Origin of the sequence: Cyclobacterium roseum (genome assembly GCF_010119225.1) — a bacterium.
Taxonomy (GTDB): Bacteria; Bacteroidota; Bacteroidia; order Cytophagales; family Cyclobacteriaceae; genus Cyclobacterium; species Cyclobacterium roseum.
Genome location: NZ_WNKF01000009.1, coordinates 112,711 through 136,993, shown reverse-complemented (window position 1 = coordinate 136,993; position 24,283 = coordinate 112,711). Strand labels below are relative to the sequence as shown.

Genomic DNA, 24,283 nt, shown 5'->3' with positions numbered 1-24,283 from the left:
CCGCTGGTTAAAAATACCAATAGCATGTTTACAGGAATCATTGAAAGCCTTGGAACCGTCAGGCACATCACCCCAGAAGGGAATAATGTACATTTTGATATCGAGAGTGGGCTGGTACCCGAACTTAAAATCGACCAGTCGCTCAGTCATAACGGCGTCTGCCTTACGGTAGTAGATCTTGATAAGAATACCTATCGCGTTACGGCCATAGACGAAACGCTTCAAAAGACCAACCTTGGTGATTTGGAAGTCGGGCATCTGGTCAATCTGGAGCGCTGCATGCCGGCTAATGGCAGATTTGACGGACATATTGTACAGGGCCATGTAGATCAAACGGGAATCTTGCAGGAAATCCGCTCCGAAGAGGGGAGTTGGATTGCCAGCTTTGCATACGATAGTAGTATTGGAAACCTTACCGTGGAAAAAGGCTCAATTTGCATCAACGGAATCAGTCTCACTTGTTTTCATTCCCGGGAAGGCAGCTTTCGGGTGGCCATTATTCCCTACACCTACGAGCATACCACCTTTCACCGACTACGTCCCGGAGACCGCGTAAATCTGGAATTTGATATCATTGGAAAATACATGCAACGGATACTCAAGGGGTATTGATACCCGCCGTACCGAATCGGGCTTGCCACAATCGCTTTCCCATTCCTGTCATCCACCATACCAGCCAGGCCAGCAATATACCTAATACCGCACCGACCAGCACATCCATTGGATAATGCACCCCCAGGTAAATCCGGGTATAGGATACCAATCCAGCCCAGGCGAATAGCCAGCCCATGCTCCGGAGTCGCTTTTTTCCAACTTTCTGCATAAAAGCCGCCAGTGCAAAAGTGTTGGCCGCATGGGAGGACGCAAAGCCATACCTTCCCCCACAGCCCGCATAATTCCGGATCAGCTCATCCCAACGGGCATCGTGACAGGGCCGTAGCCTTTCAAAAAAGGGTTTCATAAAGCTTGATGTAAGTTGATCTGCCAGGATAATGGTCAAAATCAGTCCCAAGATGTACCATACTCGTTCGCTGGGATAATGCCGGATGATCAAGTACAACAGGTACAGGTATAAAGGTATCCAGATGTATCTTCCGGTAAGTGCTAGCATGACGGGGTCCAACCAGGCGGCATGCTGTTGGTTTAGAAAAAGGAATAACGCTTCGTCCCATTGTTTTATCTGCTCGATCATGAGTCGGAATTTAGCCAGTTTCGATTTTTTTTCAACCCCTCCAGGGTAAGGGCTTCGCGGGATCCCGGCGCGGGCGTATGATTGTATTCCCAATGCGCAACCGGAGGCATGCTCATCAAGATGCTTTCCGTTCGACCATTGGTATCCAGTCCGAATTTGGTGCCCGCATCCCATACCAGGTTAAACTCCACGTACCGGCCTCTTCGTAAGGCTTGCCATTGCAGTTCCGGCTCACCATAAGCTAGCTCGGCATTCTTAGCCATAAAATGGCGGTATAGCTTTGGGAAAAGGTAACCCACCTCTTCTACAAATGAAAGCAATTGAGGGAAAGAAAGCACCTCGTCAGCAACCAACCGATCAAAGAAAATGCCACCGACTCCGCGGGTCTCCTCCCGATGGGGTAGGTAAAAATAGTCATCGGCCCATTTTTTAAAGCGGGGGTAAAACTCCGGATGGTAGGAGTCACAGAGGTTTTTCAGTTCCTGATGAAAATAGCGGGCATCTGCACTATCCAGGTAATGAGGGGTCAGGTCAATTCCTCCTCCAAACCAGTAGGTGCCGTTACTCATTTCAAAGTACCGGATATTCATATGGATGATTGGAACCATGGGGCTGATCGGATGGATGACAATGGATACTCCGGTAGCAAAAAAGTCCGCCTGCTGCAGTTTTAGTTTCCGTAGGATTTTATCAGGAGTAGGTCCATGAACCGCCGAAAAAGCGACCCCTCCTTTTGCAATGACGCGGCCCTTATTCAGGACTCGGGTCGTTCCCCCACCTCCTTGCTTTCGCTCCCAATGATCACTTTCAAAGCGGCCCTTCCCATCCTCAGCTTCCAGCTCGCTGCAGATATGGGCCTGTATTACTCTGAATTTTTCCGCAATATGTTCTTTGCTCACGTTTTCCATGTTTTTTCTGCGTTTATCTCGTTAAAAAGGATAGCCAATACCGATATTAAATACCGATTGTCCACGCTCTCCCAGCGGCTGCCTGAAGGAAACTTTATCCAGAATAAACCGTTCACCTTCCGGTCTTGCCGGATCGTAAGCTTTTATTCCCATATCCAGTCGAAGTACCAGGAAATCAAAATCCATACGCAGACCCAAGCCGGTACCAACGGCCAATTCTTTATAAAAACGATTCACTTTGAAATCAGTTCCCTCACGGGAAGGATCCACCGCAAACGTCCAGGTATTGCCTGCGTCAATAAAAAAGGCACCGTCAAAATACCCAAAAAGTTTTCGCCTGAATTCAAACATCGCCTCAAACAGAATTTCTCCCGGCTGCTCAAAGCGGTAATCAAAGGTACCGTCTTCCCGGGTTTGAGGTGTAAAACTCCCCGGTCCCAGTCTTCGCGGTTGCCAGGCCCGGATGCTGGTGCTGCCACCGGCAAAAAAGTATTTTTCGTAGGGTAAAACCCCTCCGCTGATACCGTAGGGTTTGGCCAGCCCCAGATTAAGGCGGTAGGCAAAGGTGCTATTCGTGCTCATCGGTATGTACCGCCTGAAATCCGATTGGAATTTGAGGAATTGAAAGTAATTGAGGCTGCGATCAGCCAGGCTCTCGGGGTTCAGGAAATTGAACGTGGTGCCGCCGCTTTCCACAAACAAGCGCCAAAGAGATGCCTGGTTTCGTTGAAATAAGCCGTACTGGTTAAAGTTAATGATTACCTGACCCGAAATACTGCTCACATAGGAGGGCAAAAAGGAATTGATCAGGTTGTTTCCCTGTTCCTGCAGCTCTTCCAGCCTGGATTGAAACAGGGAATCCAGCGAAGAGCGGATAAGGTTGGCATCCAGCAGGTTTACTGAAAATTGGTGCCGCAGGTTTCGGGTAGCCCAGGTATAAGCCAGGATGGTATTAAGCGCATCCCTCACGTATTCCGGGCGGTTTACATAGCTGTAACCCAGCAGGGTCCGGGTACGGGGATTGTAGCGCCCAAATTTTTCCAGGGTGCCAAAATTGAAGGGTACCAGAAACTGCGGAAATATAACGGAGGCGGATGTGGACAGTTCCCGACTTCGGTACACGCCCCCTTCGGTGGTGGCTGAGGCCACTCCTTCCAACCCTGCCCGAAAATTAAACTCAAAGATCTCCAATCCCCGAAACAGGTTTCGGTTTCGCAGAGAATGGCTGAAGAAGGGACCGGGAAGTTGTTCTGTCACACTGGCACCCAATTGATTTGTTATTTGAAATTTCTGATTGGGCCGGGTAAAAATATTTGTCCTGATGCTATTTCCAAGTGTGTCAAAGGAAATGTTTACCATTCGAAATACGTCCAGATTGGCCAATTGCCGCTGGGTTTCGATGACGGCATTTTTGCTGTACACGTCACCTTTTTTTTGAAAAATCCGCGACCCGATAATTTTTTCAGCATAGCGGTCCTGGTACATGATGTACCGGATGCCGTTCCACTCCGTGGAAATGTTTTCGTCCGGAATGAGTTCGTTGGGGCTGGCAATGGTAAAAACGATGGAGTCGATGGTGTAGATGCGGTGTTTTTCGGCCTGCCCGGGTTTTCGGATTACTTCCTCAATGACTACATGTTTCTCCACACTGTCCTTATACACGTTGTATTCAATAAAGGACTTTGAAAAAGTATAATAGCCACTATCCTTTAGCAAGTCCTCAACCCGTTGCCGCTCGCTGGTCAGGTCTGATTGCCGGTAACGCTCCCCTGCTTCCAGATGGCTGTATTTTTTGTTTTTGTCTAAGATCTGGTAAATGTCCGGATCATCGGATTGGGTAAAGGCACTGTCGATCCGGTAGGGGGAATTTTCCTCGATTCGGTAGGTCAGGCTTGCTTTTTTTCCCGAGGTATCCGTTTGGGTGGTGACAGCAGCGTCAAAAAAGCCGTTATTTTGAAGGTAAAGAAGCATTTGTTGCCTGGAAATAGCCGTTTCGCTACTATCCAGGATCACTCGTGGATTTCCCGTACGCATAAACCAGTTGCCGTATTCCAGTTTTCGTTCCAGGGAATTTACCCGTGCGTTTAGTTTTCGGTAACGCTTTTCTATTTTCCGGGAAGCATTTCCACGGCTGATCGTTTCGGAAAGTTCCGTGGCTTCCTGTTTGCTTTGCCTGATATTTTCAGCGAGGCGGGCACTGTCGTAGAAGCGCTTTCCCAGGGAGTGGACCAGCACCCCGGGCGAAAGGTTGATCAGGGGAATGCGGGTATTGGGCTTTTGCCGGATCAGGCTTCTTAGCGCTTCCGCATCGCTTTCCCGGATTCCTTCCGTGTCCACCTCAAAGAGCAAAAGTTCGTTCGAAGGCAGCTCCCGGGTAAGGCTACAGCTCCAGAGCGTAAGGATCAAAAAAAGAAAGTTTATATATTTGGTATTCTTCACTACGACAGTCTCGACAAATGCTAAGCAAAAATACGGTTAAGTTTATTAAATCCTTGCACCACAAAAAATTCCGTAAACAAGAACAGGCCTTTTTTGTGGAAGGGGCCAAAAATGTAACGGAATTGTTGCGTTCGGATTATACTTGCACACACTTGTTGTATACCGAAAAATTTGTTGATGCACAGCCCGGGTTGCTTTTGGCTTTTGATGGAGAAAAAGTACCAGTGAATCCGGCAGCGCTAAAAGCGGTAGGCACCTTTTCCAGCAATGACCAGGCCTTGGTGATCGCTCAGGTGAAACCCAATCTACCCGTTCAGGTAGCTTCCGGCGAACTGATAATTGCCCTGGACGATATCCGGGATCCAGGCAACCTGGGGACCATCATTCGCATCGCAGATTGGTACGGAATTAAAAAAATGCTGTTGTCGCCGGAAACCGCCGACCTGTACAATCCCAAGGTACTGCATGCCAGCATGGGTTCCTTTACCCGGTTGGAATTTGAGTACGTAGCCTTGTTAGGAAAGCTACGGAAGGTGCAAGTGCCGGTATTCGGGGCATTCCTGAAAGGACAGTCCATTCATGCACACCGGGGGCCTGCAGAGGGCATCCTGCTGATGGGCAACGAATCCCATGGGATCAACCCGGAGTTGGAACCGCTGGTAAGCCAAAAACTCACCATACCTGCCTTTGGAGGTGCTGAATCTCTTAATGTCGCAGTGGCTACGGCGGTACTGTGCGATCATTTACGGCGGCTTAAAGGCGAGGGTAAGTAGCTTTTTGGCTGATCTGAGCCAGGTAATAACGGGTATCCAAATCAGTAACATAAAAAATCGACAGCAACCCCTCAAAAAACATATAAAAAGATTAAATTGGTATATATACTGTATATTTTTAGGAATATACGGAAGGGTAGGTTTATTCGTTAATTCTTACAGAGACCAGCTGGTTTCTAATGGTTGACCGAATTAAAGAACTAATAATCCATTGATTTAAATGTATCAAGAAACGAAGAAATCCGAAAAGATCACCGTGGTGGCAGTAATTGCCGCCGGAAGAAAAAAAGTCTGGCAATACTATACCGAGCCCCGGCACATCATTCAGTGGAATTTTGCCTCTCCTGATTGGCATTGCCCCCGAGCTCGGAATGAAGTGTGCGTTGGAGGACGGTTTTATGCCCGAATGGAGGCTAGAGACGGAAGTTTTGGCTTTGATTACGAGGCGATTTACGAGGAGGTACAGCCGGAAGAATTCCTGAGCTATGCCCTGACGGATGGTCGGCAAGTTCGGGTATCTTTTGAGGAAGCGGGTGATCAAACCAGGGTATCCATTTCCTTTGATTCCGAACCGAATAATTCTGCAGCTATGCAGCGGGATGGCTGGCAGGCGATCTTAAACAACTTTAAAAAACAAGTGGAGGCATCGTAGGCAGGGTTTGACACGCATGCTTCCAGAGCGAGGGGACGTTTGTTGTTTTCGACATTCCGGAGCAATCCTTTTTTTTTAGAAAATATATCGTAGACAAATATTCAATAATTGCTAATAAGGAGGGAAATTGCCTGTTTTTTCCTTAATTTGCCCTACTTTCTGACCAAGCGGTTCCTTATGGCATCCCTGAAAATATACCTGGCCAAGGCCGGGATCAACGGCTTTTTTTTTCTGCTTCTGCTAACCATTTTAATCGCCTATTTATTTCCAGAATGGGGACAAGGCAATGGAAGGGTAAGCCTGGATGACCTCACTTATTATGGGGTGTCTATCATCTTTTTCTTTTATGGGGTGAAGATCAGTCCGGCGACATTGAAAGTCGGGCTGTCCAATTGGCGATTGCACCTTTGGATTCAGAGCACCACTTTTCTGGTTTTTCCATCCCTCATTTTTGCATGTTATGTTTTCTTTGGAGATGCGGATAGCCTTTTTTGGCTGGGGACTTTTTACCTGGCAGTGCTCCCTTCCACGGTTTCCTCTTCGGTGGTGATGGTGTCCATTGCCGGCGGAAATTTGCCCGCCGCGATCTTCAATGCTAGTATTTCCAGCCTGCTGGGGATCTTTATTACGCCCCTTTGGATGGATCTTTTTCTCAGTGCCTCGGAGACGGATTTTGCGCTATGGGATACGGTGGGGCAGTTGGTCCTGCAAATATTCCTTCCGGTGGGAGTCGGTTTTTTACTGCATCGCTACCTGGGTGCCTGGGTGCAGCGACGTGGCCGGCAATTAAAGTATTTCGACCAGTCGGTTATTCTGTTGATCGTTTTTTCAGCATTCTCCCAATCCTTTGGACAAAACATGTTTGCCGGGCAGAATGTGCTGGGGCTTGGGTTCTGGATGTTGCTGCTGTTTTTGGTAATGCTGGGGGTAATGTACGGAGTAGGGAAGTGGCTTGGCTTCAACCGGCCGGACCGGATCACGGTGCTTTTCTGTGGGTCCAAAAAATCCCTGGTACAGGCGGCGGTCATGGGCAAGGTGTTGTTTCCCGATCCCGTGGTATTTGGCGTAGTGCTTTTGCCCACCATGCTCTACCATACCCTACAACTTATTATCGGCAGCGCGCTGGCTGAGCGGCTGGGAGCGGAAAAAGCCGCTATATAAAGGATGTGTCCCGGGAAGCTTCTGTGGCCATCTTTTCCGCTAGCGTTTTTCCGAGGTACCGGTCGATCAGGGCATGCCCCAGGTACAACAGCGGGGTGAGCAAGATGGCTACAGAGAATTTATAAATGTAATTGATGATGCCCACGGCAATGATCTGTTGCAGCGACCAGTTACCAAAAATGTAAAAGGCAATCCCCAGCACGACAAAGGAATCAATAAACTGAGAAACCAGCGTGGATCCGGTGGCCCGGAGCCAGATCATTTTGGAGCCGGTGATTTTCCTAAGTTTCTGGAAAACAAACACGTCCAGCAACTGCCCCAGCAAAAAAGCGATCAGGGATCCGATGATAATGCCCAGTCCCTGCCGGAAAATGGTATTGAAGGCATAGTCAATGTTGAAGGGAGCACCCGATGCATCGGTAGCATTTACCTCAATCCAGAAGCCAGCGGGAGGAAGTTGGGTTACCAGGCTGATGACGATAAATACGTATACAATCAGCCCGGCCGTAATAAAGCTGATTTTCCGAACGCCCTTTTTTCCAAAATACTCATTGATAATATCCGTGGTGATGAAAACTACGGGCCAGATGACGGCTCCGGCAGTGAGGTTGAAATCCAGGACATAGCTGTCAAAAAAAGTCCACCCAGCGGGGTTCAGTCCCAGGGTTTGTTCCCCTGAAAATATTTTCACGCCAATAATTTCAGCCAGGATGGCATTGGTTAGAAAGATGCCACCCAGTATGATGAATAGATTCGTCTTTTTTGACTGATTAACCTTATCCTGATGATCCATGGTTAGGGAATGGGGTAAATGCTTCCTTCTTCACTTAAAAAACTATTGGGAAATACCTCCCGGGCTTCCAGAAGAAGGGGCTGCAGGTCACTATACCTTACGGAATAGTGGCCCAGCAATAGCTTTTTGGCAGCGGATAGGTTTGCCATTTCCGCCGCTTCCCTGGTAGTGCTGTGCCGGGTTTGCTTTGCCCGATCCTTTTCTGCTTCCATGAAGGTAGCTTCGTGGTACAGTAAATCTACTCCATGAATATAGTGGGCAAGGCTGGGGTCAAATACCGTATCGGAACAAAAGGCATACTTTCGTGGTGCTTTTAGCTGGCAGAAATCCGCTGCTTTATACAGGATTTTGCCTGTCATGTCCCTAACATCCTTTGCTTTTAACAAGGTGCGGATGGCCTCCAGTCCTGGTTTTTGTTGTCGGATCGGCTCTTTCCGCAACTTTACCCGGCCGGTTTTTTCCTCAAAGCTAAATCCTGTGCATGGGATCCGGTGTTTTAATGGAAAGGCATATATTTCCAGGTCTCCCAACTCCAGCAGGCGGGTTTTTTGGTCCACTGCTACAAGGTGAAAAACCAGGGGAAACTTTAGTAGCGTACCCGAATATTTCAGTTGTACCGTAATGATCTCATCCAGGCCTTTCGGCCCGTACAAGTGCAGGGGTTCTTTTCGGTTATTCAGATGGTAAGTACCTAGCAGGCCCATCAATCCCAGGTAATGGTCTCTATGTAGGTGGGAAATGAAAATGTGATTGATTTTAAAGTATTTGACTTTAAATTTCCTGAGCTGGTGCTGGGTGGATTCGCCACAATCGAGCAAAAAGGAGTGCTTACCCCAGGTAACTACCTGGGAGGTCTGATTTCTGCCATGGGCCGGGGCAGCAGAGTTGGAACCCAGGATGGTGATTGCAAAGTCCAAATGGATACCTATCTTCTACTCTTCTTCGTCCTTTTCAGCCCCCTGCTCTATTTCATGTATAAAAACGGCCTCAGCAGCCGCCTCGTTGTCCTCAACGACTTTAAAAACTTTGTCCAGCATGGATATTTTCATCAATTTTAGCACATGCTCCTGAAGGGAAGAAAGGATAAAAACACCCCCTTCTTCTCCAAAAGCCCGGTTTCCTACTAGTAGGGCACTGAGCCCGCTGGAATCGGCGTATTTTACGCTTGCCATATCCAATATCAGGTTTTTATATCCTTCGGCATGTACCGTCAGCAATTCCGATTTCAGTTGTGGTGAAAGGGTGGAGTCTAGTTTTTCCTCCATTAAGGTGAAAAGTACAAATTGTTCTTTCTTATCTACAGCGTATTTCATTTTTGAGTGTATTTACTTCGCATTACGTAAGGTTGGAAATCTCCCTAAGGGAGACTTCCGAGTTTAAAATTAGCTTAAAATATGTTGGTGCCAAAACGATCCGGTACCTTCATTCAAATATGTTTCAGAATCGCACTTTTAATTCGCCCTTCCATATCCGAACTATCTGCTGGCACAAAAGTTTTGCCGGTGATCTGTTCAAATAACTCGATGTATCGATTCGAAATGGAATCCACGATGGAAGGACTCATTTCGGGGATGGTTTGACCGGGCTTCCCCTGAAACCCGTTTTCGATCAGCCACTGCCGGACAAATTCTTTGGAAAGCTGCTTTTGCGCTTCGCCTCGCGCCTGCCTTTCTTCATACCCCTCCCTATAAAAGTATCGGGAGGAGTCCGGTGTATGAATTTCGTCAATCAAATAGATCTGACCCTCGTAGGTTCCAAATTCATATTTAGTATCCACCAAAATCAACCCCTTTTCACGGGCCATCGCGCTTCCCAGTTGAAATAGTTTGCGGGTATAATCTTCTAATTGCAGGTAATCATTTTCGCTGACAATACCCTTTTTCAGAATATCTTCTCTCGAAATGTCTTCATCGTGGCCCTCTGATGCTTTGGTGGTAGGGGTGATGATCGGTTCGGGCAAGGGATCGTTTTCTTTCAATCCCTCCGGTAGGGCTACCCCGCATAGGGATCTTTTCCCATCCCGGTATTCTCTCCAGGCATGTCCTGCCAGGTACCCCCGGATTACCATCTCCACTTTAAAAGGAAGGCATCGCTTTCCCAACGTTACGTTTGGATCCGGTGCCACTTCCACCCAGTTGGGTACGGCGGATGCCGTAGCCGCCAGAAAGTGATAGGCAATTTGGTTTAAAACCTGCCCTTTGAAGGGGATGGGAACAGGCAAGACCACATCGAATGCAGATATCCTGTCGGTCGCCACCACAGCGATGGTTTTATCAAAAATATAAACGTCCCTTACTTTTCCACGGTAAAAATCCACCTGACCGGGAAATTGGAACCGGGTATTTTTTATGCCTTGACTCATGTAGTATCCATTTTTACTTGCAAAAATAGAAATTATTCTCAAGCTTGAGGAATTTCCTTCAAAATCAGCGAAGGGAAAACCAATCCGGACCGGGACTTTCTTCAGAGACCGGTTAAAAATTACTGAGTAACGCCTCTTTTGTAAATGACTTCCGCGACCTGTTCTCCTGTCTCGTCAAAAGTGACAAAAGTTCCGTGCCGCAGTCCCCTTCGATAGTTTCCCCGGGAGGCAACCGTTCCATTTTCGTGAAAAGTGACAAATTTTCCGTGTTTGATTCCTCTTTTGTAGGATACTTCGGATGCTTTCTGACCACCGGGATGGTAGCTGGTGTACAAACCTTCCAGTTGCCCCTCGTTGAAGTTTTTTTCGGCCAGTAATTGCCCATTTTCAGCATATTCCCGATGAATACCTTGCGGGATACCCTGATCAAAATGCTGTACTTCCATTAGTTGCCCGTCCGGATAGAAGGTCTCCTGGCTTCCGTGAGGTTTTCCATTTTGAAAAGCTACCCGGCCCTGAATCTCTCCTGATTCGTAAAATGATTCCAGTGTTCCCTGCAGGTTTCCAGCCTGGAAGGCAGCACGCTGCGCCACCTTTCCACTTGCGTAGAAGGAAGTGACTTTTCCATCTACCTGATCGTCCACATAGGGGGTGATTTTAAGTGTATCTCCCGTTTCCGGGTGTAGTTCGACAAACACGCCCGATTTTTTACCCTCGTCAAACTGTCCGGTTTGGGTTAAATTACCGAAGGGGTCGTAATACTGGTAAGCTCCGTGGGCTATTCCCCCTTTCGTTTGGTACCGTTCCTTAACACGGGAATTTTCATCATCGTAATAAGTAGTCTCTACTTGCGCAAAGGTAGGAGCTGATAAACAGAAAATCTGTATAAAGAGCAGGAAACCCATTTTTTTGAGCTTGTAAAATTTCATCGTATAGAGCAAAACCTTTACCATTATCAACGTTCAAAAGTAGATCCGTATTAGGAAAAGAACGAAATTAAAACCGGGACTTAATAGTCAGGAAGTCCCCGTTTTGGTTGCTCCGTGGGTTTTTTTCTATTTTGTTGAATGTAGCGCAGTTCATTGCTGTTCATCGCATCCAGAATTTGGGTGGCCTGCTCCGGCGTAATGTTCATTTCTTCCAGTCGTTGGCGCATTTCTTCCATGGCTTTTTCCCGATCGCTGAGGTCACTGTCTAATTCGCCCGGATCCTCCGATTCTTCATCGGTTTGTTCTCCCCGCTGTTCTTCCATCTCGTCTGATTCATCTGCCCCGTCTTCCTGTGTTTCCTCTTCACCTTCACCACTTTCCTGATCCTCACTTTGCTGATCCTGTTGCTCTTGTTCCTGAGAGTCCAGCTGGTCTTGGTCTTGCTGCTCCTGATTTTCCTGATCTTGCTTTTCCTGGTCCTGCTGATCTTTTTGAAGCTTTTCCCACAACGCATTTAGCCGGGGATCGTTTGGGTATTTGTCAAGACCTTCGGCCAATAGCTGGCTGGTTCCCTGTATGTCTTCGTTTACATACTGCCTGGCAGCCTGGTTAAAATATTCCGTTTCAGATTGTGCCAACAGGCTCAAAGGGCCCATCAAAAGCAGGACGAAAAGGAAGCAGTTATTGGTTTTCATTGATTTCATTGATCTCGTTTAAGTGATCCATAAATTTTTGGTAGTGGGCTACCGTTTCATCTATTTCCAGCGCCCGATCCATGATCTCACTTGCTTCGCCAAACTGGAACCTGTCGACCATTTCATCCGCCTGCGCTTTCATCCTTTTGGCATAATTGGAGGGTTGGATCTGGTCTTCCTCTTCTCTGTCCTCCTCATTTTCCTGGTTTTCTTCATTTCCTTCCAGCCAGCGGGCCAGAACTTCGTAATTGTACCGCGCCTGTTCATTTTCCGGATCCTTTAACAGGGCCGTTTTGAAATAGGATAGGGCTTCCTGGTATTTTTTTTCGTTGCCAAGTAAAACGCCTTGCTGATTGGCTGCGAATGAAGGAATGTTATTGGCGTCTACGGAAATCAGGGGTTCATAGGTTTTTTTAGCATCTTCTTCCTGCCCGTTGTTGTGGTAGCTCAGGGCAAGATTAAAGCGGACTTCCGGGTGGTCCAATCCATGGTCCTCCAGCAGGGAAAGGTGATTTCGCACCGAATTTTCGTAATCGGCCTCCTTGAATGACTTTTCGGCAGAGGCCAGGGCTTCGTTGGTGATGGAAATTTTTTTCCAATCACCGGGAATTATCAAAAACACCCAAAGCAACATTCTGTATACCATGGTATAGATCATTTTTTAAAGGGATAAAGTCCTGATGGGTAAGAGGGAATCCAGCACTGCCAAAACCAGACCGGCCAGCAGGAAATAGAAATATTTGTTAGAAGAGGCCTCTACGGTACGACTGGCCATTACGGTTCCTTCCAGATTGGAAATGGCATCTATTAGTTGGGGAATCTCCTGCAAGTCATCACTTAATTCAAAATAGTCCCCGTCTGTCTGATTGGCAATTTTTCGGAGATTGTCCGAACTGAGTCTGGAGATGGCCGGACGGTTGGTTTGCTGATCGATGACCACTCCGCTGCCTCTGGGGATAGTGCTCCCGGAACTGGTGCCCACGCCCATGGTGTAGACCCGGATACCTGACTCCCGAAGTTTTTCCAGTGTACCATCCAATGCCTCTCCGAAATCCTCTCCATCGCTAATCAGAATGATGGCTTTTGATTTGGGTTCCTGGCTTTCATCCGACAAAAACTTACTGTAGGCCATATTGAGCGGTGCCTCGATGTCGGTTCCTGAATTCGGAACCAGGCCTGTATTTAATCCGTCCAGGTGCAATTGGATCACATTCTGGTCAAATGTCAACGGACACTGAATAAAAGCTTCTGATGAAAAGATGATGATTCCCAGCCGGTCCGAGCTGAAATTTTTCACCAGGTTTTTCAATTCGAATTTTATTCGCTGCAGCCTGCTGGGCTGTATGTCTTCGGCGTTCATGGAGCGGGAGAGATCAATCGCCAGGAAGATGTCTTTTCCTTCCTGTTTGATTTCTTTCATAGCATTACCTATAGATGGCCCTGCCAGAGCAATCAAAAACAAACAGAAATACAGGCTGCGCAGAATCATTTTCCACACCAGGCTTCTTTTTTTTACGACTATTTTTTGATTGATCGTCCAAAAACGGTACAAATACGCTGCATAGAGTAGCACAAAGACCGTTGTAAGGGTTAATATCAAATTGGTATCAGGATAGGCCCAAATCATAGTTCGAAATTAATCATTAATACTTAAAACGTCATGGATGTGTCCGAATTATTACCCCCGTATTGAAATTGTGTTGTTTCTTTCGAAATAAAGCCGGATTTCCTTAACCATTTGAGGTGGATGTCGTTATCATTTTTGGTTTGGCATTGGGTTCTTTCTTTAGCGTCATTGATTACATTTTACATCTACCACAACGCATGTTTACATACGAACAAAAATCTTTTTGGGTATATTTATTTGTTTTTTTTACCTGCCTTTTAGTAGTTAATTCCGTTTCCGGACAACAAAATGGTACTGTAAGCGGTCAGGTAGTGGACAAGGCTTCCGGTGAACCCTTACCCGGGGCAACGGTAAATTGGGAGGGGCAGGCTGATAAAGGTACCATTACTGACGAGAATGGGAATTTCACCCTAGGTAAAGAAGCTACTTCCGGTACCTTGGTGATTCGATTCCTGGGGTACCAACCCATTGCCCGGGACCTGAAAGAGAAAAGCAAAATGGAGGGTCTGGTCTTTTATTTAAGCCCAGAGGAATGGACCCTGGAGGAAGTAGTGGTTTCGGAACGGAAACCGGACCAAAATGTGGCTAGCACGGAAATGGGGAAAAACGTGATATCAGGTCAGGAATTGAAGCGCATTCCGGCCTTGTTTGGGGAGGTGGATTTGCTTCGAGGGATCCAATTGCTTCCGGGAGTGACCACTGCGGGAGAAGGGTCAACAGGCTTGTTTGTAAGGGGAGGTTCAGCAGATCAAAACCTGATTCAGATCGATGGTGCCCCCATATATAATCCATCTCATTTTTTTGGGTTTTTCTCCGTGTTTAATCCCGATGCCCTTAGCGATGTTGCCCTTTATAAAGGTACTATTCCTGCTGAATTTGGAGGAAGGGTATCTTCGCTGGTCGATATTTCCTTGAAAGAAGGAAATACCTCCAAAATCCAGGGAGAGGGAGGGATTGGCAGTATCAGTTCCAGATTGACCGTAGACGGACCCTTGTTTTCGGATAACTCCTCCTTTATTGTCTCCGGCAGGCGAACGTATGCGGATTTGTTTCTGACGTTTTCTGGCAATGAAGACATACGAGATAACCAACTCTACTTTTACGATTTGAGCGGTAAGTTTATGTGGAGGAAGGGGCCGCAAAATAAATTTACCCTATCTTCCTATTATGGCAGTGATTTTTTGGGTTTGCGAGGTCAGTTTGGGTTGGGATGGAAAAATTGGGTCAATTCGTTTACCTGGGACCGGCAGATCAACGATCGAAATTACCTGGATGTGTCTGCCTATTACAGCCGTTACGAATACCTGATCAGCTTTTCCGATGAAGAGAATGGGTTTGATTGGTCCAATCACTTTGCGGAGTCGGGTGTCAAGGCGGCCTGGACCTATATACCGGAAGAAAATTCGGAATTAAAAGCCGGTATGCACGGGCAGCTCTACCACTTTGCTCCCGTCGACCTTCAGGGGAGTCCGGATAGTGGCATTGAGCCCCTGGACTCACACCCGAGAACAGGCCTGCAGTTCAATCTGTTTCTGGCTGGAAAAACAGAGGTTTCGGACCGCTTAAGTCTGGAGGCGGGATTACGCTGGGGAAATTACCAGCAAATAGGGAACGGAATCAATTACCTGTATGACAATGATGATCCTCAGGAAAATGAGCAGGTAATCGATACCCTGGAATACCGGCTGGGGCAACGGATGCAGGCGTATCAGGGTTGGGAGCCCCGGTTTTCAGCCCGGTACCGAATCGCATCGGGAACCTCCCTGAAAGCAGGGTTTAACCGAAATTACCAGTACATCCAGGTGGCCTCCAACAGTTCAGCGGGATTACCCATAGACTGCTGGGTACCGGCCGGCAGGTATATTTTACCCATTAGAGGAGATCAGGTTTCCGCAGGTTTATTTCAAAACCTGATGGATAATCAATGGGAAGTTTCTCTGGAGGGCTATTACCGGGATTTCAGGAATATTGTGGATCTGAAACAGGGAGCCAACGTACTTTTTACGGATAATATTGAGACCGAAATCCTAACGGGCAATGGCTGGTCTTATGGTATGGAATTTTTGCTGCGAAAAAATGTCGGCAAAACGTCCGGTTGGCTGAGTTATACCTGGTCGCGGGTGTTTCGAAAAATTGAAGGGATCAATCGGGGGCTGCCATATCCTCCCCGATTTGACAGACCGCATGATCTAAGCCTGGTGGTATCCCATCAATTAAACGATCGATTGTCATTTTCCGGTACGTTTATTTACACCACGGGAATAGCAGTGACCTTTCCGGTAGGATCTTATGAGGTGGATGATCAGCGGGTGCCATTGTATAGTGAGCAACGAAACAGGGACCGCTTCCCGGATTATCATCGATTGGACCTTTCGGTGACGCTGAAAAACAAGGATAAAGGCAAATGGTGGCAAGGAAGTTGGAACTTCAGTGTATACAATGCCTATGGTCGAAAAAATCCTTTTTCATATGAGTTTACGACCATCTACAACAATGATATCGGGTTTCAACCTGGTCTGGGTGAAGAAGCAGCTTCGGCTCGTCCAGGGGTAGTTATGACTTATTTATTTAGTGTTTTACCGTCTATCACGTATAATTTCAAATTCTAATTCCATGAGGTTAGTTGTCATTTTTGGACTCGTATTTTTTCTTTATTCCTGCCAGGAGGAGGCCGCTCTTGAATTGGGCGCTCGGGATAAAATTCCGGTGATTGAAGGCGTATGGACAGATAATCCTTCGGATAATTTTGTGTCCGTAGCCTATTCGCGTGATTATTACGATACGCTTGACAATGAGCTCATCCCGGATGCCCTCGTTCAAATTGAGGATTTGGAGAATGGAGAGATCATTGATTTTCGATATGTGGTAGAATTGGGGCAGTACCTGCCTCTAGATCAGCAAGCCGCCGAAATCGGACATGAATACCGGTTGCGGATAGCATTGGAGGGAAAGGAGTACAGCGCCACTGGCACCACCCTGGAAGCACCCGTATTGGATAGCATTACCTATGAATTCAAAGAGGAACGGTTCTTTGCAGATGAAGGATATTATTTGACCTTGTATGGAAAGATTCCGTTTACTGAAAGTAACTTTTACCGCCTGAAACTTACACGAAATGACACCTTATTAAACAGGCGATCCGATTATTTTCTTTTTGATGACACCTTTGGTAGTTCCGTATTGAATAATGGGTTTGAGCTCACGGCTTTTACTTTTGAAAAAGAGGACAAGGTCAAACTGCAAATGCTGCGACTAAATGAAAGTTCGTACGATTATCTGAACCAGTTGGTGAATTTGTTATTTAACGATGGAGGGTTATTTAGTCCGCCACCGGCCAATCCTAGAACCAACATTACCGTTAGTCAGGGAGTGGGCGAGGTAATGGGCTATTTTATGACCGCGCCGGTGGTCACCCGAACGATTCTGATCCAGGATGAAGAAGTTAATTAAACAAATTCCTTGATTTGATCCATGCTGTATTCCCAAAGTTGATCCCTCAATTTTTTAGATTTGGCCTGGGAGGATACACTTGCGGTTTTTGACTTCTTAAAGTAATCCCCGTTTTTACCGGGAACCTGCTTAGTGGTGGCCAGGAAAATCCCGGTTTTCGCACCTTTGGCGGGGCTGATCATTAAGGGCTTGAACAGGGAAAGGAGGATTTTAAAAATTCCTTTGCTTTGGTTACCAAAGCCAGTATTAACTACCCCGGGATGAAGGGCGTAGGCTTCCAGGTTTTTATCGGCGTATTTTTCGGCCAGCGATTTGGTGAAAAGGATGTTGTATAATTTGGCATTGGCGTAGGCCTTAAATGAACTGAAATTCCGGATTAACTCCAGGTCCTTTCTGTCTATGGAGGCACCTTTGTGCGCCTCAGAACTGACGCTGACTACCCTTCCTCCGTCTCCGTTAGTGAGTAGGGACATCACTTGCTGTGTCAGTAGAAAGTGCCCCAGGTGGTTGGCGGAAAAGGTAAGTTCATGACCGTCTTTGGTTAATTCCTTTTCGGGAAAAATCCCCCCTGCATTATTGATCAGGAGGTCCAGGTTATCGGTGGCCTCCCGAAGTGCTCTGGCCGCAGCAGCCACGGACTGGAGGTCTGCCAGGTCGCAATGAATAATGGTGAACTTATCGTTATTGCCGGAAGGGTCGATGGATTGTACCAGTTCTTTTGCTTTTTCCCGATTTCGAACGAGTAGGAAAATTCTACTGCATTTCGGAGCGAGGACCTTTGCTTTTTCAGCACCAATTCCTGAAGTGGCGCCTGTAATTGCCAGTTGCATCATAAGCGTTTCTGTTTAAGGGTAGTAACATGGAGGCATTGTCGAATGTTCAGCCGGTTAGCGGATCGTGACTTGTTGAAATTATTAGTTAGTGTAACCACAATGCGCCAGCATGCAATCAAGAAAGTTTGGAGCAATGCCTATACCAAATAAAGCCAATAAATTTATTTTCCCTATTTTTGTTAAAGATTAATTTACGGTAAGTTTAGTTTCCTGGCCTGGAAAGCCGAAGGAAAATAGAGGCGACTGTTTTCGATCATTCAATTAATTGTTTTTTGTGGAGAACGAGAAATTTATAGATATTAAAAAGGTAATTGCATCCAAAAACCCCGCTTTATTGAACTGGATGCCGGGATTTGTTCTGGGATACATCAAGAGAATCGTACATGAAGAGGAGGTCAATGACATCATGCTGCGCCATGCTGATTTGAAGGAATTGGAATTTGTGGATGCGCTCATTAAGGAATTTGGGGTAAACGTATCAGTAAGTGGGGAGAATAATATCCCCCGTGACCGAAGCGTGATTTTTGCATCTAATCACCCCTTGGGTGCTTTGGATGGGGTCGTTTTGATGCATGTGCTGGGAAAATACCGGGAAGATTTGCGGTTTTTGGTGAATGACCTGCTAATGAATATCCCCCATTTTGGAAAACTGTTTGTTCCGGTAAACAAACACGGCAGCAGTGGTAAGAAAGGGGCAGAGCTCATTGAAGAAACGTATGCCTCTACCAATGGGATCCTGGTCTTTCCGGCAGGCTTGGTTTCCAGAAAACAGGAGCATGGGATCAAGGATTTGGAATGGAAAAAAAGTTTTATCAATAAGGCAAGAAAATACAAAAAAGACGTGGTTCCTGTTTACATAGAGGGGAGGAACTCGTCTTTTTTTTATAATTTGGCAAGCCTTAGGAAAAAAGTAGGAGTAAAGGCCAATATTGAGATGTTTTATTTGGCTGACGAGATGTTTGGGCAAAAAAACAAAAATATCGTAGTCCATATAGGAAAACCAATTTCTTACAAGTATTTTGATGCTTCCAAAACGGACAAATACTGGGCAGAAGAGGTCAAAAAAATAGTTTACAACATTGTCCAAGACTAGTAGGATTTATGCAAGCAATTATCAACCCGATTGACCGGGAAGTTATCCAACGTGAATTATCGGCCGAGCGGTTTTTGAGATATGTAAACAACGGTGAGAATGAAATTTATCTGGTTAATCAGCACAACGCACCCAATGTACTGAAGGAAATTGGAAGGTTGCGTGAAGTGTCATTTAGAGCAGCAGGAGGAGGAACGGGTTTACCGCTGGACATCGACGAAAACGATACCTGTGAAAATTGTTACGAGCAATTGATCGCCTGGAACCCCGAAGATAAGGAGATCATCGCAGGGTACCGGCTGATTAAATGTGCAGATGCCGGATTTACTTCGGATGGGGCAGTGAATCTTTCTACCGCTCACCTCTTCAATTTTTCAGATCGGTTTGTACAGGAGTACCTTCCCTATACCATCGAATTGGGAAGGTCGTTTGTCCAGCCAAATTATCAGCCCAGCGTGGATAACCGAAAGGGGATTTTTTCCCTGGACAACCTCTGGGATGGCTTAGGTGCAGTGGTCATGATCAATCCCGATATTAGGTATTTGTTCGGAAAAGTGACCATGTATCCACATTACAATGCAAAAGCCCGGGATTTGTTGCTTTATTTTATGAATCATTACTTTCCGGACAAGGACGAACTGATCTGGCCGATCACGCCGCTGGGTTATAAGACCAATCCGGAAAATTATGAAGGCTTTTTCGACGGTTTGAGTTATAAAGAAGGATACAAGGCGCTTAATTCTCAGGTACGGCTACAGGGAGAAAATATTCCTCCGCTCATCAATACGTATATGAACCTATCCTCTACCATGAAGACTTTTGGCACGGCAATGAATTATGAATTTGGTGCGGTGGAGGAAACGGGTATTTTGATTACGATTGCGGATATCTATGATTCCAAAAAACACCGGCATCTGGAGACCTTTGACCGGGACCGGGAGTATGGCGTGAAAAAGAAATAGGCGATGCAGTATAGTGAAATACCTGGAAGATGAATGTAAGTCCCCTAGGAAATACCGGACTGCAGGTGCCTCCTATCATTTTTGGTAGCAGCTCCCTGGGGAATCTTTTTCAGGAATATCCCAAAAAGGATAAGGTAGCCATTCTGAAAGAGATTTTTCAGGCGAGCTCCCCGCACACCGTTTTTGATACGGCTGGAAAGTACGGAGCTGGGCTTGCACTGGAGGTGCTGGGGGATTTTTTACAGGAAGCAGGTATAAAGAAAGAGGAAGTAATCATTAGCAATAAGTTGGGGTGGGTGAGAGTGCCACTGGAAGCAGAGGAGCCCACCTTTGAACCGGGTATTTGGAAAGGGATTCAGCAGGATGCCGTCCAAAAGATTGGCTATGCCGGAATGATGGAATGCTTCGAAAAGGATAATGCCCTACTACAGGGCTACCAACCCCAGTTGATTTCGCTGCACGATCCGGATGAATACCTGATGGCGGCAAAAGGCAAAGAGGAGAAGGCGCGTCGTTGGGAGCATATTCTGGAGGCGTATCGCGCATTAAGTGATCTAAAACGTGCGGGGAAGGTAGCGGGAATAGGTGTAGGGGCCAAGGACTGGACCATTATTTGCCGCCTCTGCCAGGAAGTCTCGCTGGATTATGTCATGCTGGCGAATAGCCTGTCGCTTTATTCGCACCCCCCGGAACTGATGGAGTTTGTGGAATCATTGAGGGAAAAGAAGGTGGGAATCATCAATGCGGCCATTTTCCATTCCGGATTTCTGGTGGGCGAAGATTTCTTTGACTACCGTAAAATCAATCCGGATAGCAAGGAAGGAAAAGAGAAATTTTCGTGGCGGCGACGGTTTTTTGAGACCTGCACGCAGTACAAGATAGCCCCTTATCATGCGTGTATTCAATTTTCTCTTGCCATTCCCGGACTGTGTAGCATTGCGCTTAGCATCAACCATCCCGATTGGATTCGGAAAAATATACGTGCAGTAAATCATAAATTGCCAGCTTCCTTTTGGCAGGAATTAATAGATAAATCCTTAATTTCAGATTTCCCCTTTTTAACATCAGAATAGATTCACCTTCAATTCAAACCCATGAGTTCACAAATAACCTCTGAAAAAGCCGGACTGATTTCCAAAAAGAATTTTTGGCCTTTCTTATTACTCACTACTCTTTTTATGCTTTGGGGAGTGGCGCATAATATGACCGACACCTTGTTGGCTGCTTTCAAGAGGATCATGAGCATGACTGACTTTCAGACCTCCTGGATTCAGTTGGCTTTTTATGGTTCTTATTTTTGCCTGGCCTTACCAGCAGCCATATTTATCAGAAAATACACCTATAAATCCGGTATTCTATTGGGGCTGGGGCTCTTTGCCCTGGGGTCATTGCTTTTTTATCCCGCAGGCATCATGATGTCCTATGGGTTTTTTCTGGTGGCCTTATACGTGCTGGCAGGAGGCTTATCCATTTTGGAGACAGCGGCTAATCCCTATATTTTGGTGATTGGTCCGCCAGAGACGGCCACTCAACGGCTTAATCTGGCGCAGTCCTTCAATCCCATTGGGTCGGTTATCGGCGTCTATTTGAGCAAGGTTTTTATCCTCTCCCAATTGAATACGGCTGAGGCAGCAGACCGAACGACGATGGATCCGGAAACGCTGAAAGCCATGCAGGCGGAAGAACTTGCCGGGGTCGTCAGCACATATGTAGGCGTGGCTCTGTTTCTGGTGGTCGTTTGGTTTGTAATCCGGGCCGTGCGCATGCCGGTGGCCTCAGAGATTGTGGAAAAAGATGGCATTATCGCGGGCTTCAAGAGATTATCCAAAAATAAAAATTACATGCGTGGCGTGATGGCTCAGTTTTTCTATGTAGGTGCCCAGATAGGTGTCTGGTCTTTTACCATTCGGTACGTCATGGGGGAACTAGAGGTATTGGAAAGCGGAGCCTCCAATTACTATTTGGTGTCCTTGATTTTATTCGCCGGCAGCCGCTTTTTGTTCACCGCATTGATGAAATATTTTAAACCTTCGATACTGCTGGCGATCTCCTCCTTTGTAGCCATCCTGTTGAGTTTAGTAGTGATTTATGGCAGTGGCATGGTTGCGGTGATCTCATTGGTGTTGATTTCGGTTTGTATGTCTTTGATGTTTCCCACTATCTACGGACTTTCTGCAGAAGGACTTGGAAACGATACTAAGTTGGGAGGCTCGGGATTGATAATGGCCATTTTGGGTGGAGCGCTGATCACCGCTGCGCAGGGACAGGTTTCGGATATCAGTGGAAATATTCAGCTTTCCTATTACGTGCCATTGATTTGTTTCGGGGTAGTGATGTATTTTGGTTTATCCCATTACTTCCACCGGCCCGAGCCAAAGGCAGTCAAAACGGTTTGAGAATCTTATGTACTAAAAAAAAACACCCCCGGGACAGGTTACCCGGGGGTGGTTTTTTTTGGACTAACCCAGGCTAGTCCATGGCGTAAAACCCAAAGTACTCCTGGGCGTTGTTATAACAAATATTTTCCACCATCTGGCCGAGCCATTTTTCATCCGCCGGCAATTCCCCATTGACCACATCCTGGCCGATCAGGTTACAAAGAATCCTACGGAAATACTCGTGACGTGGAAAGGAAAGGAAACTTCGGCTATCGGTAAGCATGCCCACAAAGCAGCTTAAGATGCCCATATTGGATAATGTATTCATTTGTTTTTCCATTCCGTCTTTTTGATCCATGTACCACCAGCCAGAACCAAACTGAACTTTTCCTTTTATGGATCCATCGTTGAAATTACCTACCATGGTAGCCATGACTTCATTATCTGAAGGGTTAAGATTGTACAAGATGGTTTTAGCCAATTGATCGGTACTATCCAAATGGTTTAGGTAGGCCGCAAGGGCTACGCTTTGGGGGAAGTCTCCTATGGAATCGAAGCCCGTATCGGGACCCAATACCCGTGCCATGCGTTCGTTTGTATTGCGTAAGGCACCCAGGTGGTATTGCTGGGTCCAGCCCTTTGCATGGTACATTTTGCTGAGAGCGGAAAGGGTCTTGAATTTAAAAAACCGGATTTCACCCGGTTCCAGCCCTTTTCCTGATTGAATCCTTGCGAAAAGCCCGGAAATATCGTGTTCGTTTTCTTTGAAAAAGTACAATTGTTCCAGTCCGTGATCAGCCAGGCGGCCACCGTTCTCGTGAAAATAGTCCACGCGGTTTTCCAGAGCCGAAAGCAGGTCTTCATAAGAATGGATAGCTTGGCCACTAACAGCGGCAAGTTTTTCCAGGTATTGGTTGTAGGTTTTTGGGTCTTCTACGGCATACGCTTTGTCGGGACGGAAAGCAGGCAGCAATTTGATGTTGATTTTTTCTGCTTTAGCCTGTTGGTGGTATTCCAGACTATCCGTCGGATCATCGGTGGTACAGACCACTTCTACGTTCATTTTGGATAAGAGACCCCGGGTTCGGAAGGAGTCCTGCTGTAGCAGGTTGGTTGACTCCTCGTAAACCTGCTCCGCAGAAGATTCGTTGAGCAACTGATCGATGCCGAAGTACCGTAGGAGTTCCAGGTGCGTCCAATGGTAAAGGGGGTTTCTCATCGTATGGGGGACCGATTTTGCCCAGCTCATAAATTTCTCTTTGTCGGAAGTATCTCCGGTAATGAATTTTTCAGATACGCCCAACGTTCGCATGGCCCGCCACTTGTAATGGTCTCCTTCAAGCCAGATGTTCGTCATGTTGTTAAATGGACGATTGGTGGCTATATCATGAGGAGAGAGGTGACAGTGGTAGTCGATGATGGGCATCTTTTTGGCGTGATCGTGGTACAATGCCCTGGCAAAATCACTTTTCAAAAGAAAATCGTCGGTTAGAAAGGTGTTTTTGGTGGCTTTTATCGTATGCTCCATTTGCTTTGTTTTTTTTAACTGAGGTAATAATAGAAATTATTTTGTTCTTATTCCAGCATTTGCCGGTATTTAGGCAATCGATTGCACAAATTAATTTAAAATTTTATAAAAACCCATTGTTAAGACTGTTTATTACTTATATATGCCATTATACGTTGGTAATGTTTCTGTAAAATCCCATTTTAGGTTTTTTTTGCCGCTTTTAGGCTTACCTTTCTAATAGTCTTAATCTCATTCCCCTATCCATGCAAGGGATGAATTGGCAGCTAAAGGAAAATGTCAATCATTTCGGCACTCAAAAAACCGTGGACCTGAAACGGCTGATGGAAGTAATTCGCGAAAGTACCTATCAGGGATACTTATCTATTGAGGCCTTGGGGCCAGGTGATCCCTTTGAAAAAGTCAGTGGATTTCTGACCAGGGTAAAAGCCGTTTTGCAGACGGAAGGCATGGCTTGATAATTCTTTGATAGGCGAAGTTTTATTTAAAATGCCATAAAAAAAGGCCT

At 46.4% G+C, this 24,283-nt stretch carries 24 protein-coding genes; 11 read left to right on the top strand and 13 right to left on the bottom strand.

Translation table 11 applies throughout. The annotated features are described in order from the left end of the window. Positions 1–24 precede the first annotated feature (24 nt). Entirely contained in the window at positions 25–612 is a 588-nt protein-coding gene (locus tag GJQ68_RS14010) for a riboflavin synthase (RefSeq protein ID WP_162417880.1), read from the top strand. Here GJQ68_RS14010 and GJQ68_RS14005 read toward each other — a convergent pair. Genes GJQ68_RS14005 through tamL form a run of 3 tightly spaced genes read right to left on the bottom strand, consistent with a single transcriptional unit; the run spans position 599 to position 4,506 of the window. After that, entirely contained in the window at positions 599–1,192 is a 594-nt protein-coding gene (locus GJQ68_RS14005; RefSeq protein ID WP_162417879.1) for a phosphatase PAP2 family protein, read from the bottom strand. The two genes, GJQ68_RS14010 and GJQ68_RS14005, sit on opposite strands and share 14 nt — an antisense overlap. Beyond that, positions 1,189–2,100, bottom strand: a complete 912-nt coding sequence (gene hemF, locus GJQ68_RS14000) for an oxygen-dependent coproporphyrinogen oxidase (RefSeq protein WP_162417878.1) — start codon at positions 2,098–2,100, stop codon at positions 1,189–1,191. The genes GJQ68_RS14005 and hemF overlap by 4 nt, the downstream gene beginning before the upstream one ends. Positions 2,101–2,121: 21 nt before the next feature. Continuing rightward, positions 2,122–4,506 carry a translocation and assembly module lipoprotein TamL gene (gene tamL, locus GJQ68_RS13995; protein WP_235941551.1) on the bottom strand — a complete coding sequence of 795 codons (2,385 nt, stop codon included), beginning with the start codon at positions 4,504–4,506 and terminating at the stop codon, positions 2,122–2,124. A 50-nt stretch (positions 4,507–4,556) separates the two neighbouring features. Between tamL and GJQ68_RS13990 the strand changes: the two genes are divergently transcribed. The 3 genes from GJQ68_RS13990 (at position 4,557) to GJQ68_RS13980 (ending at position 7,125) form a co-directional block, all read left to right on the top strand. Continuing rightward, positions 4,557–5,312: a TrmH family RNA methyltransferase gene (locus GJQ68_RS13990; RefSeq protein ID WP_162417876.1), complete on the top strand. Its 756-nt coding sequence runs from the start codon at positions 4,557–4,559 to the stop codon at positions 5,310–5,312. A gap of 220 nt (positions 5,313–5,532) precedes the next feature. After that, positions 5,533–5,964, top strand: coding sequence for an SRPBCC domain-containing protein (locus GJQ68_RS13985; protein WP_162417875.1), 432 nt, complete (start codon positions 5,533–5,535; stop codon positions 5,962–5,964). A gap of 177 nt (positions 5,965–6,141) precedes the next feature. Continuing rightward, positions 6,142–7,125, top strand: a complete 984-nt coding sequence (locus tag GJQ68_RS13980) for a bile acid:sodium symporter family protein (protein ID WP_162417874.1) — start codon at positions 6,142–6,144, stop codon at positions 7,123–7,125. On the opposite strand, the gene GJQ68_RS13975 is transcribed toward GJQ68_RS13980, so the two are convergent. The 8 genes from GJQ68_RS13975 to GJQ68_RS13940 form a co-directional block, all read right to left on the bottom strand. Beyond that, positions 7,118–7,918, bottom strand: a complete 801-nt coding sequence (locus GJQ68_RS13975) for a queuosine precursor transporter (protein WP_162417873.1) — start codon at positions 7,916–7,918, stop codon at positions 7,118–7,120. The two genes, GJQ68_RS13980 and GJQ68_RS13975, sit on opposite strands and share 8 nt — an antisense overlap. A gap of 2 nt (positions 7,919–7,920) precedes the next feature. Further along, positions 7,921–8,835: a ribonuclease Z gene (locus tag GJQ68_RS13970; RefSeq protein ID WP_162417872.1), complete on the bottom strand. Its 915-nt coding sequence runs from the start codon at positions 8,833–8,835 to the stop codon at positions 7,921–7,923. Between the two features lie 15 nt (positions 8,836–8,850). Further along, positions 8,851–9,231 carry an STAS domain-containing protein gene (locus tag GJQ68_RS13965; RefSeq protein ID WP_162417871.1) on the bottom strand — a complete coding sequence of 127 codons (381 nt, stop codon included), beginning with the start codon at positions 9,229–9,231 and terminating at the stop codon, positions 8,851–8,853. Between the two features lie 113 nt (positions 9,232–9,344). After that, positions 9,345–10,280, bottom strand: a complete 936-nt coding sequence (locus GJQ68_RS13960) for a phosphoribosylaminoimidazolesuccinocarboxamide synthase (RefSeq protein WP_162417870.1) — start codon at positions 10,278–10,280, stop codon at positions 9,345–9,347. Between the two features lie 119 nt (positions 10,281–10,399). Continuing rightward, positions 10,400–11,209, bottom strand: a complete 810-nt coding sequence (locus tag GJQ68_RS13955; RefSeq protein WP_162417869.1) for a toxin-antitoxin system YwqK family antitoxin — start codon at positions 11,207–11,209, stop codon at positions 10,400–10,402. 80 nt (positions 11,210–11,289) lie between these two features. Next, entirely contained in the window at positions 11,290–11,913 is a 624-nt protein-coding gene (locus tag GJQ68_RS13950; protein WP_162417868.1) for a hypothetical protein, read from the bottom strand. Further along, positions 11,891–12,562 (bottom strand): hypothetical protein, encoded by a 672-nt coding sequence (locus GJQ68_RS13945; protein WP_235941542.1) that lies wholly within the window; start codon positions 12,560–12,562, stop codon positions 11,891–11,893. Before GJQ68_RS13945 ends, GJQ68_RS13950 begins: the two co-directional genes overlap by 23 nt. 3 nt (positions 12,563–12,565) lie before the next feature. Beyond that, positions 12,566–13,531: a vWA domain-containing protein gene (locus GJQ68_RS13940; RefSeq protein WP_162417867.1), complete on the bottom strand. Its 966-nt coding sequence runs from the start codon at positions 13,529–13,531 to the stop codon at positions 12,566–12,568. A gap of 197 nt (positions 13,532–13,728) precedes the next feature. On the opposite strand from GJQ68_RS13940, the gene GJQ68_RS13935 reads away from it, so the two are divergent. Both GJQ68_RS13935 and GJQ68_RS13930 read left to right on the top strand, forming a co-directional pair. Beyond that, complete coding sequence (locus tag GJQ68_RS13935; RefSeq protein ID WP_162417866.1) at positions 13,729–16,140, top strand: TonB-dependent receptor; 2,412 nt, start codon at positions 13,729–13,731, stop codon at positions 16,138–16,140. Positions 16,141–16,144: 4 nt separating this feature from the next. Further along, the gene (locus GJQ68_RS13930) at positions 16,145–16,981 is read left to right on the top strand and encodes a DUF4249 family protein (RefSeq protein ID WP_162417865.1); all 837 of its coding nucleotides are present in this window, start codon (positions 16,145–16,147) and stop codon (positions 16,979–16,981) included. Here the strand turns inward: GJQ68_RS13930 and GJQ68_RS13925 are convergent. Beyond that, on the bottom strand, positions 16,978–17,814 hold the full coding sequence (locus tag GJQ68_RS13925) for an SDR family NAD(P)-dependent oxidoreductase (RefSeq protein WP_235941540.1): 837 nt from the start codon (positions 17,812–17,814) through the stop codon (positions 16,978–16,980). The genes GJQ68_RS13930 and GJQ68_RS13925 overlap by 4 nt on opposite strands. A 274-nt stretch (positions 17,815–18,088) precedes the next feature. Between GJQ68_RS13925 and GJQ68_RS13920 the strand changes: the two genes are divergently transcribed. From GJQ68_RS13920 to fucP, 4 genes are read left to right on the top strand one after another with little or no spacing between them, the layout of a single operon-like run. Continuing rightward, positions 18,089–18,907 carry a 1-acyl-sn-glycerol-3-phosphate acyltransferase gene (locus GJQ68_RS13920; RefSeq protein ID WP_235941517.1) on the top strand — a complete coding sequence of 273 codons (819 nt, stop codon included), beginning with the start codon at positions 18,089–18,091 and terminating at the stop codon, positions 18,905–18,907. Between the two features lie 8 nt (positions 18,908–18,915). After that, positions 18,916–19,869: a GNAT family N-acetyltransferase gene (locus tag GJQ68_RS13915; protein WP_162417864.1), complete on the top strand. Its 954-nt coding sequence runs from the start codon at positions 18,916–18,918 to the stop codon at positions 19,867–19,869. A gap of 29 nt (positions 19,870–19,898) precedes the next feature. Next, positions 19,899–20,942 (top strand): aldo/keto reductase, encoded by a 1,044-nt coding sequence (locus tag GJQ68_RS13910; protein ID WP_162417863.1) that lies wholly within the window; start codon positions 19,899–19,901, stop codon positions 20,940–20,942. Between the two features lie 21 nt (positions 20,943–20,963). Further along, on the top strand, positions 20,964–22,265 hold the full coding sequence (fucP, locus tag GJQ68_RS13905; protein ID WP_162417862.1) for an L-fucose:H+ symporter permease: 1,302 nt from the start codon (positions 20,964–20,966) through the stop codon (positions 22,263–22,265). Positions 22,266–22,338: 73 nt separating this feature from the next. Here fucP and uxaC read toward each other — a convergent pair whose 3' ends face one another. Continuing rightward, positions 22,339–23,775: a glucuronate isomerase gene (gene uxaC / locus GJQ68_RS13900; protein WP_162417861.1), complete on the bottom strand. Its 1,437-nt coding sequence runs from the start codon at positions 23,773–23,775 to the stop codon at positions 22,339–22,341. Between the two features lie 254 nt (positions 23,776–24,029). Between uxaC and GJQ68_RS13895 the strand changes: the two genes are divergently transcribed. Further along, the gene (locus tag GJQ68_RS13895) at positions 24,030–24,233 is read left to right on the top strand and encodes a hypothetical protein (protein ID WP_162417860.1); all 204 of its coding nucleotides are present in this window, start codon (positions 24,030–24,032) and stop codon (positions 24,231–24,233) included. Positions 24,234–24,283: the final 50 nt, after the last annotated feature.